The sequence below is a fragment of the Pelatocladus sp. genome, from assembly GCF_059505505.1.
Map to the genome: position 1 here is coordinate 1 of NZ_JCACKS010000023.1, position 18406 is coordinate 18406.

Annotated in this window: 15 protein-coding genes; 5 read left to right on the plus strand and 10 right to left on the minus strand. The window is 39.7% G+C overall.

Annotated features, from left to right (window positions below):
- Positions 1-67: 67 nt before the first annotated feature.
- Positions 68-1510, minus strand: coding sequence for a protein kinase domain-containing protein (locus tag AC5JMK_RS02590; RefSeq protein ID WP_495909328.1), 1443 nt, complete (start codon positions 1508-1510; stop codon positions 68-70).
- 373 nt (positions 1511-1883) lie between these two features.
- Positions 1884-2786 (minus strand): phosphate/phosphite/phosphonate ABC transporter substrate-binding protein, encoded by a 903-nt coding sequence (locus tag AC5JMK_RS02595; RefSeq protein ID WP_096676843.1) that lies wholly within the window; start codon positions 2784-2786, stop codon positions 1884-1886.
- Between the two features lie 346 nt (positions 2787-3132).
- Between AC5JMK_RS02595 and AC5JMK_RS02600 the strand changes: the two genes are divergently transcribed.
- Positions 3133-5562, plus strand: a complete 2430-nt coding sequence (locus tag AC5JMK_RS02600) for an ATP-binding cassette domain-containing protein (protein ID WP_096676842.1) — start codon at positions 3133-3135, stop codon at positions 5560-5562.
- Positions 5563-5957: 395 nt separating this feature from the next.
- On the opposite strand, the gene radA is transcribed toward AC5JMK_RS02600, so the two are convergent.
- The gene (gene radA / locus AC5JMK_RS02605) at positions 5958-7523 is read right to left on the minus strand and encodes a DNA repair protein RadA (RefSeq protein WP_495909329.1); all 1566 of its coding nucleotides are present in this window, start codon (positions 7521-7523) and stop codon (positions 5958-5960) included.
- Between the two features lie 169 nt (positions 7524-7692).
- Between radA and rpaB the strand changes: the two genes are divergently transcribed.
- The 3 genes from rpaB to AC5JMK_RS02620 all read left to right on the plus strand — a co-directional run bounded on the left by rpaB (position 7693) and on the right by AC5JMK_RS02620 (position 9733).
- On the plus strand, positions 7693-8421 hold the full coding sequence (rpaB, locus tag AC5JMK_RS02610; RefSeq protein WP_026087249.1) for a response regulator transcription factor RpaB: 729 nt from the start codon (positions 7693-7695) through the stop codon (positions 8419-8421).
- A 71-nt stretch (positions 8422-8492) separates the two neighbouring features.
- Positions 8493-9140: a cofactor assembly of complex C subunit B gene (locus AC5JMK_RS02615; RefSeq protein WP_495909330.1), complete on the plus strand. Its 648-nt coding sequence runs from the start codon at positions 8493-8495 to the stop codon at positions 9138-9140.
- A 77-nt stretch (positions 9141-9217) separates the two neighbouring features.
- Entirely contained in the window at positions 9218-9733 is a 516-nt protein-coding gene (locus tag AC5JMK_RS02620) for a DUF456 domain-containing protein (RefSeq protein WP_495909331.1), read from the plus strand.
- A 42-nt stretch (positions 9734-9775) separates the two neighbouring features.
- Here the strand turns inward: AC5JMK_RS02620 and AC5JMK_RS02625 are convergent, their stop codons facing one another.
- The 5 genes from AC5JMK_RS02625 to AC5JMK_RS02645 form a co-directional block, all read right to left on the minus strand.
- A complete protein-coding gene (locus AC5JMK_RS02625) occupies positions 9776-10537 on the minus strand; it encodes an LEVG family PEP-CTERM protein (RefSeq protein ID WP_096676838.1) in 762 nt (253 codons plus the stop codon).
- Between the two features lie 491 nt (positions 10538-11028).
- Positions 11029-11787, minus strand: a complete 759-nt coding sequence (locus AC5JMK_RS02630; protein WP_495909332.1) for an LEVG family PEP-CTERM protein — start codon at positions 11785-11787, stop codon at positions 11029-11031.
- Positions 11788-12211: 424 nt separating this feature from the next.
- Positions 12212-12877 (minus strand): phycobilisome degradation protein NblB, encoded by a 666-nt coding sequence (gene nblB, locus AC5JMK_RS02635; protein ID WP_096676836.1) that lies wholly within the window; start codon positions 12875-12877, stop codon positions 12212-12214.
- Positions 12878-12969: 92 nt separating this feature from the next.
- Entirely contained in the window at positions 12970-13434 is a 465-nt protein-coding gene (locus AC5JMK_RS02640) for a CBS domain-containing protein (protein WP_495909333.1), read from the minus strand.
- Positions 13435-13518: 84 nt separating this feature from the next.
- The gene (locus tag AC5JMK_RS02645) at positions 13519-14571 is read right to left on the minus strand and encodes a M42 family metallopeptidase (protein ID WP_495909334.1); all 1053 of its coding nucleotides are present in this window, start codon (positions 14569-14571) and stop codon (positions 13519-13521) included.
- A 60-nt stretch (positions 14572-14631) separates the two neighbouring features.
- Here AC5JMK_RS02645 and AC5JMK_RS02650 point away from each other — a divergent pair, with 60 nt between their 5' ends.
- Positions 14632-15408, plus strand: coding sequence for a class II aldolase/adducin family protein (locus AC5JMK_RS02650; protein WP_495909335.1), 777 nt, complete (start codon positions 14632-14634; stop codon positions 15406-15408).
- 2 nt (positions 15409-15410) lie between these two features.
- On the opposite strand, the gene AC5JMK_RS02655 is transcribed toward AC5JMK_RS02650, so the two are convergent.
- Both AC5JMK_RS02655 and AC5JMK_RS02660 read right to left on the minus strand, forming a co-directional pair.
- Positions 15411-16409 (minus strand): SGNH/GDSL hydrolase family protein, encoded by a 999-nt coding sequence (locus tag AC5JMK_RS02655; protein ID WP_096676832.1) that lies wholly within the window; start codon positions 16407-16409, stop codon positions 15411-15413.
- A 277-nt stretch (positions 16410-16686) separates the two neighbouring features.
- Complete coding sequence (locus AC5JMK_RS02660; RefSeq protein WP_096676831.1) at positions 16687-18102, minus strand: S-layer homology domain-containing protein; 1416 nt, start codon at positions 18100-18102, stop codon at positions 16687-16689.
- Positions 18103-18406: the final 304 nt, after the last annotated feature.

Genomic DNA, 18406 nt, shown 5'->3' on the forward strand with positions numbered 1-18406 from the left:
TCATCCCCTCCTTAAAAGATAGGGGTTCTCACGCTCCCGGACTTCTTTGATAGAAAATACTTCACTTCTACGAGAATAAGCGTCTAGTAAATTCCAATGCAGCTTCTGACTCTGGTATTTCTCTTGCTAAGAGTTCCACAAACTGGTAAGGTGTCGTTTGCGGATTTTCGGCTAAGGTATCTTCTACAATCAGGCTAGCGATCGGACCAATATAGAAGGCCAAAGCATCTTGACAACGCTGTATAAATGTGGCGTTGAGGGAAGTTATTTGTTGCTGATTGTGATTAGTTTGTCGATATGGGAAACTTGGTGGATTTTGATTAGTTTGTAGGTGTTGGTAATTGGGTTGATTTTGATTAGTTTGTTGATATGGGAAACTTGGTGGATTTTGATTAGTTTGTAGGTGTTGGTAATTGGGTTGATTTTGATTAGTTTGTTGATATGGGAAATTTGGTTGATTTTGATTAGTTTGTGGATGGCGAGAAGTTTGTTGACTTGACGGTTTACTCAGCACCGTTTCATCTAAATCTAGATTAGGAGACTGAGGTTGAGATGTTGTTACAGTTGTTTGAGCATCGGGAGTAAGTATGGTAGGAGGAACATCAAACATTGTTGATGGTGATGCTGTTTGAGGACTTCCTAAAAGTTTAAGATCCCTTAAAACTTCTTGAGATGTTTGATATCTATATCTGGGTGTATCTGACAGCATTTTATCTAGGATTTGAGCAAATCCATCGCTGACATAAGTGTAAAAACGCCATTTCCACTCCAAGCTGTACTGATCCATTAGCAAGGATGGATCTTTACCTGTCAGTAATACAACTGCTGTGACTCCCAAAGCATAGAGGTCACTACTAGGAGAACACAACCCTAGGCTGATTTGTTCGCGGGGAGCGTATCCCACTTTCCCCACCAAAGACATTTTACCTACAAAGGTCACTTGGTTGGCATTAGTAACTTCATGAAGATCAGCTATTTGTTTTCCAACTCCAAAGTCAATTAAAACAGGCAAAATATTACCTTCAGGTAACATGATATTGTCAGGTGAAATATCCCTATGAATAATATGATGCTGATGGATGTATTCTAAAATGGGTAATAAGTTTTTCAGCCACTTAATGACTTCTTCTTCAGTAAAAGTTTGTCCTTGAAGTTGGCGATCGCGTAATAAGGCTGAGTAAGTTTTACCATTAACAAATTCTTGTACTAGAAATAAGCGGCCATCTCCTTCAAAACAAGCCAAAAAACGAGGTATTTGTGGATGTTCTAGCTGATGCAGAATTTTTGCTTCTCTTTTGAACAAATTGCGGCATTTTTCTAGTCCTCCTCCTCCTCCTGTCCCAATCGGCGCAAATTCTTTCAGGACACAAGCTTCATTAAAGCGACGAGTATCAAACGCCAAGTAAGTTCGCCCCAAACCCCCTTGTCCTAGCAGTTGTTGGATGATGTAACGATTATCAATTAATGTTCCTGAAGGTATTTCTGGTTTGACTAAGGAGGGCTGAGACATATCATGATACTCCTAATGATTTCCTATACATATATTTGGTTATATATAACTTCAACTCCTAGCCTATGAGTTTTCGTACAAGATATCCAGAATATCTATGAATCTAAACTTTTCCAGTAAAGTTATCTAAACATAAAGCTTTTGAATATTTTTAAGTTTTGGTCTTCCAGTCTTAGGCTTGGTGAACACACATTGAAGTTTTGAGATAAAATGACTACTGCAAAAGCAAATAAGTTTCTGTTTCAGAATTTTCTTAACCTCTATAAATTGCTATCACCCTAATTATCTATTAGGTATAAGCTCAAAAAATATGCAAATAATTTATTACATTTTATTAAGTAATATGCAACTATTGAGTTAATTGCTTGCTAAATTACTTTTTCGGGTTAGAGGTTTCTGGAATGAGAACAGCAGGTGTTTGCTTTACTTTTGGCTCTATAGGCTGAACTTTTTCAACTAACTTAATAAACTCCTGGTAATTAGGTATTTTAGCAGCAGGAATGTAACCTGCGTCGGCGGCAATATCGGCAGGTGCATTATTCATGGTTTTTTGGATTTGTTGTTGGAGATTGCGATCTACCGTTGGCGAAAGTAGCATCACTCCGGAGGGAATCCAGCGACTAGTATGTAAAGTTCTAAACTTAGTTGTACTAAAACTACGACGATAAACCTCAAAATCTTTTTCTGATATAGCACCAGCATCAACTGTTCCGTTATCAATCCATTCAAGTACAGTTTTAGGAGTGGGAGCAAAACGAATTTGAGCCAAAGTTAAACCGTAGAGATCGTACAAAGGGACATAGTAGCCAGCAGCAGAACCAATTTCTCCTAAAGCAACTGTTTTGTTAGACAAGTCTGAGATTTTATTGATTGGTTTATCATCTCGGACAATCAATAAAGAACGTTGTCTATTACTAACTCCTTCCATGGAAAATAAAGGAATGTAAAGTTCTCTACCGATCGCGATCGCAGCTAAACCTGGAGGTGCAAATACTAATTCCCATTTTTTGTTGTGAATCTGGTCTATAGCTTGCAATTCGTTGTAAGCTGGTTCCAAGTCCACAATTGACTTCGTTTGTGATGCGATGTAATCTTTAAAGCGATCATATTTGTCGAGCGATATTTTTCCTTCACCGTAGCTAATCACGCCGATAGTCAGTCTGTCAGGACTCTCGTTTGTTTTTGGTTGGGAATCACATCCGAATCCAAATATCCCTATTAATGCCACTAGGTAAAATACTAAAAAACGTGGCTGAATAAAAATATTAATTTTCATAACTTAGTTACAACAGTAAGAAATGATCAGGCGCAATTGATTTTAATGATTCTACTTCTATCTCCTTGTAAAAGGCGATCGCACAAGAAAGTTAACCTTTTTTACAACAAATGTTGCTATTTGAAAATATATCTTGACTAATGTGGTTAGGTTTTGCTCATGATGGAATAAAGGAATTTTGTTGTTTAGAACAATCAACGAACAACAACTATCTAGTAACTACCTTCACATCTATGCTTATTCCGTTAAATTACGAATAAATTATCAAAAACAATCCGGAAAATCACCCATAATTCTTGTAGGATACGGGTGTGACTTTAATCAGAGAATAGGTATAATAAATTTCATGACAGGGAGCTTTGAACAAGCAACGCTTGTTAGTCCTCAACCTTTTTTGGAACTGAATAATAAAGGTCAAATCCTACGGCTTTATCTCCAAAAAGATGAGCATCGCTTGGGGCGTGGTCGCGAATGGGCAGATTTAGAAGTACCAATCGGCTGGGAAGTCTTCTCCAGAAAACAAGCTACTTTACGCAAAGAAGGAGGAGATTACCGAATCTACGATGGTGATGGGGTTAATCCTAGTCGTAATGGTATATTTTTGAACAAAGTACCTATTGATGCTAGTGGCTATTTATTAAAAAATAGCGTGCAGTTAGAAATCGGACAATCTCCTCATAACCGAATTCAGCTAACTTACTATAACCCTGTTGATGCTCCCGCAGCGATCCCCACAAACCGCCGCTTGATCTTAAAAGGCTTGAAGGACTGGCCTGTGCAACTGGGGCGATCGCCTAAACCAGATCGCTATTCTTCAATGCAGTTGGATGCGCCTACAGTCTCCCGCCTTCATGCAACAATTTATCCTGATGGTCAAGGAGGACATTTTCTCCAAGATTTAAGTACAAACGGTACTTTTGTCAATGGTCAACGAGTTTCCAAACGCTTTCAGTTAGTAGATCAAAGCAGAATTCAAATCGGGCCGTTTAGCCTGCTTTATCGCCCAGATTGCCTAGAATTATTAGACAGTGGTAGTCAAATCCGTCTTGATGTCAACCGCTTGCAACGTAAAGTCAAAGACAAAGAAAGACGAGAAAAAATCATTCTCAACGATGTATCTTTGGTGATTGAACCAGGACAGTTGGTAGCGTTAGTTGGTGGTAGCGGTGCTGGTAAGTCTACTTTGATGAAGTCTTTGTTAGGAATTGAACCAGTATCTTCGGGTACAGTCTACTTAAATGGGGACAACTTGCGGCAAAATTGGCCGATGTATCGTTCACAACTAGGTTACGTTCCCCAAGATGATATTGTACACCCCGATCTCCGAGTAGAGGAAGTACTTGCCTATGCCTGCAAACTTAGGCTTCCACCCGATACAAATATCCAGCAAGTAGTAGATACCACCTTAGAACAAATTAAATTAACTCACGTTAAGACAAATTTTATACATAATCTCAGTGGTGGGCAACGTAAACGTGTCAGTATTGGGGTAGAACTATTAGCTGACCCGAAATTATTTTTTTTAGATGAACCGACTTCTGGCCTTGACCCTGGTTTAGATAAAGAAATGATGCGTCTGTTGCGAGAATTAGCAGATCAAGGTCGCACAGTAGTGTTAGTTACCCATGCAACAGCCAATATTGAAGTGTGCGATCGCATTGTCTTCATGGGAAGAGGTGGTAAACTTTGTTACTTTGGACCTCCTAAAGAAGCATTGAGCTTTTTTGAAATGCCTTCAGAAGACTTAAAGTATTTTTCAGATATTTATATCAAACTTGATCAAGGTGGTAATGCCAAAGACGTTGCATCAACCATTGATCATTGGTCGCAGAAATACGAAAGGTCGCCAGAATGCCAGAAGTACGTAAAATCACAGTTAAAGTCTGGTAAAGATAGTACATCAAAAGCAGATGATCGCATTCACACGGGGATATCTCCAATTACACAACTGGTGTTGTTGAGTCAGCGATATCTGCAATTAGTAACGCGGGATCGCACGAGTATAATTTTATCGTCGGTATCAGGGCCAATTGCGATCGTTCTCACAGCTTGGATATTACGAGACGAAACACCTCTCAAAAAACTCAACACCGCAGAAATTACCCAAGGTCCTTTAGCACTCAAGGTACTTTTCATCTTTAGTTGTATAGGAATTTGGGTAGGGCTTTCTAGTTCCGTAAGAGAGATTGTCAAAGAAGCAGCAATTTATGCGCGAGAACGACTGATTAACTTGGGTTTAATTCCCTATTTGGGTTCTAAAGTTGCAATTCGTTCCAGTTTAGTGCTGCTACAAACTCTATTAATTACTGCGGCTGTATTAATCGGTTTTAAATCTCCAGAATATAATCTCATACCTTGGTTTTTGGGTTTAGGAATCACTACTTTTTTAACCCTGCTGGCGAGTGTTAGCCTGAGTTTAATGATATCTGCTCTAGTCAAAACAGAAAACGAAGCAAATAGCATTCTTCCCTTGATTATGATTCCTCAAATCATTCTTTCAGGAGTGCTATTTAAAATGACAGGTTTAGCAGCTAAACTAGGATGGCTAACAATTAGTAGATGGTCAATTGGTGCTTACGGAACCTTAGTAAATGTAAATGCAATGGTTCCAGAAAATGCACCAGGTTTACCTTCTCTTGCAGATATTTTTGAAAAGTCTGATGTTTATAATGCAACCTGGAAAAATTTGGGACTAAATTGGGGAATTTTGGGTGTGCATACCTTAGTTTATTTAATTGTGGCGCTGTTGTTACAGAAACGGAAAGATATTGTTTGAACTTGACGTTTTTTGTTTTACACACACTAACAAATAAAAACAATATAATAGGGAATACATTGTTGGTAGAGTTTGCCAAGCAGGAAGTGGAGGATCAGATTGAGGAATTAGGGGAGAAGAAGTCATATAAATATAGTTTTTATAGGTGCGAGTGTTATTCATTCAAGTGTTTACTGACTGAGCGATCGCATTTATCAATAAAGCCTCTTTCCTTACAGGAGAAGACTTGGAAACAGGTTATCTCATATTTTCTACCTAGCCCCTGTGATGTTAGTAATCGCGGCTATACAAACCTAGTCCACCGACGCAGACTAGGGGAAAATTAAAGATTTTAAACCCATTTTAAGTGAGTTTTGTATGTGTAGCCGCGACTTCTAGTCGCCTGGTGCAAGATGTTACTCCTCATCTGGTTCTAAATCTTCATCCTCCAACGAAGCCTGTGGTATTGCTGCAATGATTGCATCTATTACTTTAGAAACTGGCAAAATCTCAATATCCAAGCTGGGAAACTTTTGCCCTTTCGGAACGATCGCCCGCTTAAATCCTAACTTCGCCGCTTCTTTTAACCGCAATTCCATTTGTGACACGGGGCGCACTTGTCCACCTAAACCGACTTCACCAATCAATACAGTTCCAGGATCGACAACGCGATCGCGGAAACTAGCGACAATCGCAATTGCTACACCCAAATCTACGGCTGGTTCTTCAACGTTCAACCCACCCGCAGAAGCAACGTAGGAATCAAGTTTCGACATGGGAACCCCTACCCGTTTTTCTAATACTGCCAAAATCTGCACCAAGCGGTTGTAATCTACGCCTGTGGTAGAACGACGGGGTGAGGCGTAGCTAGTGGGACTTACCAAAGCTTGCAACTCTACAACAATTGGGCGTGTACCTTCGCAAGCAACTACAATCGCAGTCCCAGGACCCGGATCATCACGGTTGCCCAAAAATAGTTCGCTGGGGTTGGAAACTTCCCGCAAACCGTGTTCCACCATTTCAAAAATGCCGATTTCATGGGTAGCACCAAAGCGGTTTTTCACTGTCCGTAATAACCGATGGGAAGCAAAGCGATCGCCTTCAAAATATAACACCGTATCTACGAGGTGTTCTAAAACTTTCGGCCCAGCGATCGCTCCTTCTTTGGTGACGTGTCCGACAATCAACATGGTAATATCTTCATGCTTTGCCACCTTCATCAAAGCGGCGGTGCATTCCCTCACCTGGGCTACGGAACCGGGCGCAGAGGTCAGAGCAGGGAAAAAGACTGTTTGAATACTGTCAATTACTGTCAAATTGGGTTTGAGAGATTCTACTTCCTTCAGTATTTCTTCTAAATCTGTTTCTGGTAATACATATAAATCGGCAAATTTTCCTTCAATTTGCGTTACTTCGGTTACTTCGGTTACTTCGGTTACTTCGGTTACTTCAATCTTGTTAGTGTCATTATGCTCATGACCATTGCCATTGCCATTACTAACTACGTTGAGTGGTTTGGTAACACCCAATCGGGAAGCTCTTAATTTAACTTGTTGTCCCGATTCTTCTCCAGAAACGTACAGGATACGGTATCTTTGCGCTAACTCATTTGATACTTGTAACAATAACGTAGATTTACCTATTCCTGGATCACCACCAATTAATACCATAGAACCAGGAACAACACCGCCGCCGAGGACTCGATCTAGTTCACCATAACCAGAAGGCCACCGTGTGACTTGGCGATCGCTAATTTGGTCAAATCTCAAAGAAGATCGTGGCTTGGCTGGTTTAGCAGATTTAGTATTTCCTTGCTGAGAACGCCAATTATTCCCCCCCCGACTTGGAATATCGGTTGAGGACTGGATGGCAATTTCTTCTTCTAAGGAATTATATGTGCCGCAAGATGGACACTTACCAAACCATTGTGGAGATTCTGCACCACATTGGTTACAAACGTAATAAGTTTTCGGCTTTGGCATTCTTAATATTATTAAATAATCTTAATTTTTTCTTAATTCTTCAGAAAAACAAAAATCCAATCATAGAAGTAGTTACAGCTTTTTCCAACGTAATGATTGGAATGATATCTTAATATTATGGTATGAAAAATTAATCATGAAAATTTTTAGTTAAGGAGCGTTGATTAGCTTGGAAAGTCATAAAGAAAAAATTCTGGTCGTGGATGACGAAGCCAGCATTCGCCGAATTTTAGAAACTCGGCTTTCGATGATTGGTTATGATGTTGTAACTGCTGGCGACGGCGAAGAAGCTTTGGATACTTTCCGCAAGACTGACCCTGATTTGGTAGTTTTGGATGTGATGATGCCTAAGCTCGATGGCTATGGCGTTTGTCAAGAATTGCGTAAGGAATCAGATGTCCCAATAATTATGTTAACAGCACTGGGGGACGTTGCTGACCGGATTACTGGTCTTGAGCTAGGTGCTGATGATTACGTAGTTAAACCTTTTTCACCAAAAGAACTCGAAGCTCGAATCCGTTCAGTACTGCGACGGGTAGATAAAAACAGTGCTTCTGGTATTCCCAGCTCTGGAGTGATCCATGTTGGAAATATCAAAATTGATACCAACAAGCGACAAGTCTACAAAGGTGATGAGCGTATTCGCTTGACAGGTATGGAATTTAGCTTGCTAGAACTGCTAGTGAGCCGTTCTGGAGAGGCTTTCTCTCGTTCAGAAATTTTGCAGGAGGTTTGGGGGTATACACCAGAACGCCATGTAGATACCCGTGTAGTGGACGTACATATTTCTCGTCTGCGGGCAAAATTAGAGGATGATCCTAGTAACCCAGAATTGATTTTGACAGCCAGAGGTACTGGTTATCTTTTTCAACGGATTATAGAACCGGGAGAAGAGTAAGTTTCTAGGGAAGGGAGACAAGGAGAATGACTTTTGACTCTTGAGTGTTGACTTTTCAGCATTGATCAAGCATGGCTAAATCCGATCCGAACCGTATTTTGCGGCGTCTACCCATTGTGGTGGGGGGGTTAGGCGCTGTACTTTTGTTAACTAACCGTTTGCTGACACCAGAAATCACACAGTATCAAGCTCGTGCAGATGTCTTGGGTGTCATTCTGAGTGGGGTATTGATTTTAACGGGTTTACTTTGGCAGCAAGTACAACCGCGATCGCCTGATGCAGTAGAACTAATTGGAGAAGAAGGTTTTGTACTTGCTCCTGATTTACCCCAGACAATCAAAACAGAACTTGCCTGGGCATCGCATTTATTATTGACTAATACAGTCACGCGATCGCTTGTAGTTTTTTATCAAGGTAAAGTTTTATTGCGACGAGGAATTTTAGGCACAAAATTAGAAGTAACACCAGGGCCAATTTTAAAAAGAGTGCAGGAAAAACAACAGCCTGTGTACTTAGTTGCGTTAAAAGTCTATCCAGGAAGAATTGAATTTGATTATTTGCCAGAAAATACTCAAGGAATCATTTGTCAACCAATTGGTAAAGAAGGCGTTTTGATTTTAGGAGCAAATGCTCCTCGCAGCTATACTAAACAAGATGAAAACTGGATCGCTGGGATTGCTGATAAGTTAGCTGTCACCTTGAGTGAGACAATCGGGTAAAGAGTATAAGGAAATAATTAACTATTAACCAATTAACCAATTACCAATTACCCATTACCCATTACCAACAAAAATTTATGCAAATAGTTTATTTATTACTAATCGCCTTAATGGTTGTAGGTATTATTGGCTCCGTGGTTCCAGCTTTGCCAGGTGCTAGTTTAATATTAATAGCTATTATTATTTGGGGATTTGTAAAAGGTTCTTTTGCTGCTATTAGTGCGCCATTGATTGTCACAGCTATAGTTTTAGTTCTGAGTATTGGCGTAGATTTATTAGCTGCTTATTTGGGTGCAAAACAAGCAGGCGCTAGTAAATGGGGACAAATAGGTGCAATTATTGGCTTAATTGCTGGGTTTTTAGGATTGTTACCAGCTTTACCTGTGGGAGGGCCACTCTTAGGAATACTGTTTGGCCCTCTAATAGGAGCGATCATCGGTGAGTTAATCTACCGAAGAGATTTTGTGATTGCAGTAAAAGCTGGTATGGGAATTGTAGTTGGTACAGTCGTGGGAAATTTAATTCAGGGAGTGTTAGCGATCGCAGCAGTTGTGTTTTTCTTAGTCAATACTTGGCCACAAGTATTTAATTAATAAAAGCTGCTGAAGACATCAGCAGCTAAAACAGTATCACCTTTAGCCTACTGGTAAAATCTTTTTACGTTGCCGTAAGCCAAACATACCTGCTATTGCCAAAGCACCCAAGCCAAAGGTTGTTCCTGCTTCCGGTACAGCTTTTGGTACTCCCTTGATTCCAGATAAATTCACGCCATCACCATACTTGGGAAACTTTTGAGAATGACCGTTACCCAACTGCACTTCAAAAGATTTAACGTCGTAAAAAGTCAAAGCCTGAATATTGTTATTCTTTCCAGCTTTCAACATCATATTGTCAACTGACTTGCCATTAATTAATAAAACGCCAGTACCGATATCTTCCACATCAAAAAAATCTAGAGTTATTTCCGACATTAGATTTGTGAATTCAAACAAGAAGCGACCAACTTCTAATTGACCATTTTCAGGTAACTTACCACTTTCTGTAATGGCTACAGGACGTAACCAGTATTCGTTAATTCCTGTATTTGTACCTGCATCTTTTGTTCCGAAACTAACTTTTAAACCTTGTCCTTGATAGATGTTAGAAGTGGCTCTATCATCCACAAATAATCGACTAGCACCATATCCACCAGCTCCATCAAAATCTAAACTTGTGACTGTGTAACCTAGTGAAGTTGTATTAAGACATTTAGTTGGATCAAGACAACCAAGATTAGTCTTAATCTCACCTTCTTGTGTGGGAATGAGAGAACCAGCATGAGCAGCAGGCGCACCAGCAATTACGCCCAAACCCAAAGCTGTTCCCATCATTGTGGCTAAAAAATTAAATTTATACATGATTCCCCTTCTGCAACTTTTAAATGAAATTCGCACTCAAAAATGATTAAGTATCGCGATTGCATCACTAAGCTAATGGATAATTTGCTGAAGTGGGTAGTAGAAAAAATATATTTTACATTCTCTTGATTTGCAGATAAAAACCTAATGTTACTCCGTAAAATCACACGATATATACGTATTAATAACTATAGTAATCCGGTTTGGTTGATGAACTTATTAGTTGAGTTGGGTAATGGAAATAGAAAGAACCCCACCGCCTTCGGCACCTCCCCTTGGTAAGAGGAGGTTGGGACTTTCAAGGGTAGGGGTTTTAAAATCTCGAAAATAGTTGATAAAATTCTCAATTGCTTAACGTGGTTTGGTTGTTTCAGGATTTTTAAATCGGCTGAAATAGTCAAAAAATGACCGAATACAAAACCCCTACCCTTGAAAGGGAGGTTGGGAGGGGTTAAAATAATGTGCAGCTTTACAGAGAATTGGTCTAAGTTCTAAGCTAATGATTCAGTTTTTTTGCGTTGTCGCAAACCGAATGTGCTTACTACTAACAAAGCACCTAAACCGAGAATATTTCCTGGTTCTGGTACTGGCTTAGGAACCACATTTCCTTTGAGGTCAACACCATCACCTGTCTTGAATTTGCTAGAATAAGCATTACCCAATTGCACTTCAAAAGACTTGACATTATGAAGAGTCAATGACTGAATTTTATTATTTTTTCCAGCAGGTACATTCAAATTGCTAACTGATTGACCATTTATTAGCAAGATCGCAGTACCTAAATCTTCCACATCAAAAAAATCTAAACTTACTTCCGACATTTCTTTAGTAAAATTAAATAAGAAGCGACCGACTTCTAATTGACCACCTTCAGGTAAATTACCACTTTCTTTAATTGCAACAGGACGGAACCAATATTCGCTTAATGCTGGGTTTGTACCTGCATCTTTTGTTCCGAAACTCACTTTTAGACCTTGTCCTTCATAGGTATTAGAAGTGCTTCTGCTATCTACAAATAATCGACTAAGACCATAACCACCAGCCCCATCGTAATCTAAACTTGTGACTGTGTAACCTAGTGAAGTTGTGTTAATACACTGATTCGGATCAAGACATCCGAGGTTGGTTTGTACTTCTCCTTCTTGTTGAGGAACTAGAGAAGCAGCTTTTGCTGAAGGTGTAGCAGCAGCAATACCTAAACCAACAGACAATGCTATCAGTGTTTTTGTTAAAGCAGAGATGTTTTGCATGATTTATTGGAAATAACTAAGGATGATTTCGGAGATTAGACACAAACTTTTGTGTTTGTTCTGAAACATATCCGTATGTTATTTCCGCATTTGAGTAATTGTCATCTTAAAATCAGAACATTTACTTCTTCTTTATTTTGAGAAAAACTTTAGGAAAAATACTGAAATTAAATGTTTTTGAAGATACTTATATTGAGATAATTAGTACTTAATTACAAAAACAAGAGATTTTGAATAGCATTAAACCCCTTGATTTAAAAAATTTTATAGATTGATTTATGAAGGATAAACGTATAAGACAAATCTTTTTTGATACTCCTACGCTTGCTTTAGCCGATGGGATTCTTGGTTCATCCAGTCCACTTACCATGATTAGGAAACTAATCATGCCAGAGGTGGCTCTGTCCACAAGCTTTTTTGCTCCTTAGAAACTTTCTAAAGATTTTTGTGCTTCTGTTGCAACAATTTCTACTTCATCATTCGCCAATGTTTCTAATATATTTTTGGCCTCTGTTCCTTTAAGACGACCTAAAGCTTGTGCAACTCTATGGCGAATTTGCCAATCTAAATTTGTAGCGTAGGGAGCTAAAAGTGGAATTGCTTGTGTATTTCCCAAGTCGCCAAGAGAACTAATTGCAGCAGTTTGCACTAATTCATTGTCTGAGGAAAGTGCCTGTTGGAGTAAGTCAAACGATCGCGGATCACCCAATTCTCCTAAAGTAGCGATAATGCTAAACTTGACGATCCATTCATTGCTTGTTTCGTAAAGCTGCTGCAAATCTTCAAAAGCTGCTTTTAGCTTCAAAGCACCCAAACAGTCTGCTGCTGCTGCTTGCACATCTGGTTCTGGGTCATTGAGCAAGCGATCGCGTAATAGATTCAAAGATAAATCTAAATCTTGCCCACCTAACGTATCAAACTGGCTAACTGCTGAGTAGCGAACACGGGAATTACTGTCATTGATAGCATTTTTAATTAACTCAAAACCAATTGTTGGTTCTAGTTCGCGAATTTGATTTACTGCTCGTAAGCGATCGCCCAAATCCTCAGAAATCAGTAGCTGTTTTACAGATTCAGGATTAACACTCATTTATTTATCTCACTTTTTTTAAAGTTTGTTATTTGTCAGTTGTCATTTGTTATTGGTCAAAAAACTAATGACCAATGACAAAGAACTAATTACTAATCTTGACCTGCGGCCATTGCTCGAATGACATCCCCACGGGTAAGAATACCAATTACTTGACCCTCGCTGTCAAGAACTGGTAAACGGTGAACGCTGCGATCGCTCATGGTTTTGGCTGCTTCTTTCAAGCTTTTATCAGGGGAAACAGTGATGGGGTGTTTACTCATCACTTCCCCGACGGTTTGTCCCAAAGCTTTGTGCAAATCACGATCATATGTAGCCGGGTTTTTTAAATAGATCACGCTATCAAGAAACATAATATACGCCGGAGGCGTGACTCCTGTTTCTTGCCACATTAAATCAGTTTCCGAGAGAATACCTACCAATTTACTGGCATCATCTACAACAGGTAGACCACTGATGCGTCGTTCTGCCAGAATTTGGATAGCTTCCTTCAAAGGAGTTTGGGGTCGGACTACAATGGGGTCACGACTCATTACGTCGGCGACGGTCTTAGGCATTTGTTTGCTGACACCTTTTATCAAGCACTCTGGGATTATTGTAGAGAATTTTGGTAATTGGTAATTGGTTATTAACACTAACCACTAACAATCAACAAGTGATTGAGTTTCACAAAAGACTTGTAACAAATCAATACAGTTGGCGATCGCTCCTAAGTGAGCAATTTCGTAGCCGTGAGTGTTTTGTGTAGGGAAGGCTAAACATGCTGCGCAGGCGACATGGCCGAATTTCATAGCGATAGAAGCATCGCTACCAAAACCATTTAAGATAGCAAGTTGCACTGGTATATTTAATTGTTTAGCAGATTGGTGTAATTGTCGATTTAGAGTTTCATCATAGATTCCATAGGCATCCTGAGACAAAATCACAGGGCTTTTGCCGTCTTCAATCGGGTATTCTGACGATAAGGGACAAATCTCTAGGGCAATTAAGGCATCTAAGCACTGATTTTGAGTAAAGTAAAGCGCCCCAATTGCTCCCACTTCTTCTTTTGCTGATGCAACCAAATATACATCAACTGCTGGTTGTGTAATCTTTTCTGCTAGAGCTAACAAAATTGCTACAGAGGCTTTATTGTCTAATGTATAACTTGCTATATGGTCTTTTAGCCGAATTGGATGCTTGCGATGCTTACCAATTACCATTCTAGTACCCGCTCGAATGCCAGCTGATTCTAGTTCGGCAGTAGTACATTTTGTTTCAATCCAAATATCTTCCCATTTCACAGGAGTATCTTCTTGCTGGATTTTTTGTGGTGATTCGTGGGAAACGTGACGCGAACCAAAACTGAGAATTCCACTGATAGTTGCATTATCTCCGAGTAAATCGACAACACCTTCACCGTAAACCCACGGAAATGCGCCACCTAGTTTGCGGACTTCGACTCTACCTTGTTCGCCTATGGTTTTCACGATTCCACCAATTTCGTCTTTGTGAGCAGTGATGGCGATCGCTCGATCAGGATTTTTACCGGGTATTTTGGCAATGATGTTATCAGCGCGATCGCACCAAGCTTTGACTCCCAAGTCTGTAAATCTCTGCATCAAGTATTGGTTAATTTCTGTTTCAACACCACTAGGAGAGTGGTGCATGACCAATTGTGCAATTATTTTGAATAAGTGGTCGTAATCCCACATAAGTATACTCAGAGTATATAAGCTTTTGAATCCAAACAATCATAATATTAGGTGGGCAAAATGCAAGCTATCTCTATCGAGAAACCTAATCTTCCCCAACCCCCAGTTTTTTCTACACCTGAAGAAGAACGTCTACATCGTAAGCAACGGCTAGCGGCGGCGTTTCGCTTGTTTTCTCGTTTCGGTTTTGATGAAGGTATTGCAGGTCATATTACCGCTCGTGATCCAGAACAATTGGATTGCTTTTGGGTCAACCCTTTTGGTATGCACTTCGGTTTAATTAGAGTCAGTGACCTGATTTTAGTTAACTACCGAGGTGATGTAATTGTAGGCGATCGCCCCATCAATCAAGCGGCTTTTACGATTCATTCCCAAGTCCATGTAGCTCGTCCTGATGTGGTTGCAGCAGCTCATGCTCACTCGCTCTATGGCAAAAGCTGGTCTAGCCTGGGTCGCTTGCTTGACCCTCTTACCCAAGATGCTTGCATGTTCTACGAAGATCACAGCTTATTCGATGATTATACTGGTGTGGTTCTGGAACTGGAAGAGGGTAAACGCATTGCTCAAACTCTGGGTAATAATAAAGCTGTCATTCTCAAAAATCACGGCTTGCTCACAGTAGGTCATTCAGTTGATGAGGCTGCATGGTGGTTTATCACAATGGAACACACTTGTCAAGCTCAATTATTAGCAGAAGCAGCTGGTAAACCAGAGCCAATCAAACATGAGTATGCCAGTATAGCACAGAGCCAGGTAGGTTCTCATTATATGGGCTGGTTTAGTTTTCAACCTTTGTATGAAATGATTGTCCGGCAAGAACCAGATTTGTTGGAATAAATCTAATACCCTACAAGCTGCAAATCACCAAATTTCTGATTTTGCCAAGATGTAGTAGATAAAGGTTGATCATCAAGCATATCGAGGGCTGTTTCTGCTAAGATGCTGTAGGTGCGTGTAGTTGGATGAACACCATCCCAAAACAAAAACTCATCTGGATTTTTGCCTTGATTAGTACATATACTAAAATTTCCTTGGGCGATGTCGTCTAAGTCGCCTATTAAACAAGCATCGGTAACATTAGTTAAGCCGAATTGGCTGGGAGAAGTTTGCAGTTTTATAAATAGGGAATTTACATCAACAGGAATAATATTAACGCCAGGAATCGTACTCAAAGTTTTTAAACTAGCTGCTAATGCTATATTATGTTGTTGGCTTAAAGCAGTTAATTGGCTGGAATTCGATTGATTTGATGTGGAAGGAAGTTTGCCTAAATCTGGCAAGTTAGCTACCATAATGTTTTTAGCACCTGTTATGGCAAGTAACGCTACTGATCTTGATAAATTTGCAATTGGTTGACTAACATCAGTCACATTACCAAATACATAATCATTGCCACCACCCCAAACAATATAAAGTGCATCGGGATCAGCTGATTGACTGCTTTCTCGTAAGGAACGGGTAAATAAGCCAATTTGTCCAAGTACTCCTGGTAATAATGATTTTGGAACTAAAGCGTTACCGAGACCAGAACTACTTCCTGCAAAGGCATAATTAATACCTTCACTGGGAGTGCTATTTTTTAAGTCAGTAAATAAAGTTGGGGACAATCCTAGTTCATCTCCAAGATATTCTACCCACACCTTGCCATTAGAAAGCCGTCCTTCATAGTAGGGTGGACTTGGTGGTATTGTGGATTTGGTAGCGTTATATAAGTTACCAGGGTCAGAAAGACTATCACCAAATACGTAAATTTTGCTAATATGTGTTGCAGCCAAAGATTTAAGCGGCGACATAAAAGATAGAATCAAAAATCCTGCCGCTATGAGTTCTTTTTTCATATTAATTTTGTCCTTGCATTAATAGCTTAGTTTGCAAAAAGACTAGTTTTGTCTAGACAAATTAGCTCAAATATTCTGATTTTTTAAAAAAGTTTGATCAATAAAAAAACTACGTAGTACTACGTAGTTAGAAAAAATTGTATCATGAGTTAGTCAGATATTCTTATAAATATTTATCTTTACTATTTCTTACTCATTGATTTTATTATTGACAAAAATAAGAAATTTTTATGGTTGATTATGACTATTTTGCTACTTTTATTTAACTAAATTATATTTAGGGCGATCGCGTTAATTTCAGAGCATCGGTTGCTGATACGCCCTCACCTTGAGTACCAAAGTACCACAATGCTGCTGCCGCTTCGGCACGAGTTACTGGTTTTTTTGGTTGGAAAAGTGTTGTATAGCCATACACGCGACGGATGTTTGATTGTTCTCCATTTTGGAAATCAGCCAATATGGCCCGTAATGCTTTGGGGTCAATTTTTGCTGCATCCTGAAAACCCCAAGTCTGACTGACTGCACTCAAACTAGCAGTAGGTAAAGCTTGGCGAGTATCTAAAGGAACTTTGGATACGAGTAATTGTTCGCGTGTCAAAGGTGCATCAGGACGAAACAAAACTTGTGTAGAATCACCAGACAAAAGACTAGGAAATAAACCACTTTCAGCTAATCCTTGAATTGCTGGAAAATCTGGATCTGTTTTTGGTATATCACTAAAAGCTGGTTGCACGTTTTCTGATGCCAAGCGAATCTGTTTAGATGGAATATTGGCATACATAGCATTATTAGCAGCCACCAGCCAACGAGCATATTCTCGACGGCTGATATTTTTGTTAGGTTCAAACAGATTAGTTGTATTAGTAGAATTATTTTTCGTACCTTCAGACTCTACAGACAAAACACCTAAACGAGCGACATCTTGAATGTATTTTTGCAATTCTTGGGGTGCTTTGTTTAAGTCACTAAATTCTTGAGTATCAGATATTACTGTTGATGTAGAGTTATTAGTATTAAATGTATTATTTGGTTGACTGACTGAGCCTTCTGGTTGTACAGGACCGATGAACTGCGGATCACCTGGTTGAGGAACTGTATCACTACTAGTAATTTGACTGCTAGGAGTTGGGGTAGCTTGAGCTACAGTTTTGGAGTTTGGCTGGTACTCAATGAGTAATTCGGTAGCTGTCTGTGGTTGATTGGGTGCAGCGTTAGTGACTGATTGAGGTTTAATAGAAATCGTCAGTTGTAAATTATCCTGTGTTGCGGTAAAAGTACCGCTTTGATCATCAGTTGGCTGTTGGGAAATCTGCCAATTTTTATTTTGCAACTGACTACGATAAAAGCTAGCGATAAAATTGCTAGGATCAGAACTCAGCCAGCGAGTTGATACTTTGTTCTCTGAGTCAGTTGCAGCAGACACTTCTTGTATTTGGGCGTTCGGATAGATGGGGATATCTTTGGGAAAATCAGCTGGTAACTGGACTGTTGGTTGGGTGGTTGGCTTGGAATTTTGGCGATCGCTATTAGGCGTTTGATTAGCACCAAAAATTACTGGATTATCTTTCAGCCGAGAATCTGCTGCCAGAGACTCCTCAAGGCCTTTACCAATTTTACTATTGGCACAGGCCGTGAGTGAAGTGAGTAAAACTGCCAAACTGAGAAAGACAGCTGAACGTTGAAAGTACAACACAGGAAATTAAAAATTGAGTGTCAATTTCTACCCTAGCGTATTTGAAAGGGAAAGGGGGATAACTAATCAGTTATCAGTTAACAGTTAACAGTGATCAGTTTAATTTGATAACTGATTCATTCCCAATCCCCAATCCCTGATCCCCGATCCCTTACCCAAAAGTGTTAAGCTGGAATTAAAGCCGCGTTTGCTTTGCCCAATTTATAGAAAAGGAAGGCGATCGCTTGCAGTTCGAGACTAGCGATCGCTAAAACTATCAAAGAAGTCCGGGAGCGTGAGAACCCCTATCTTTTAAGGAGGGGAT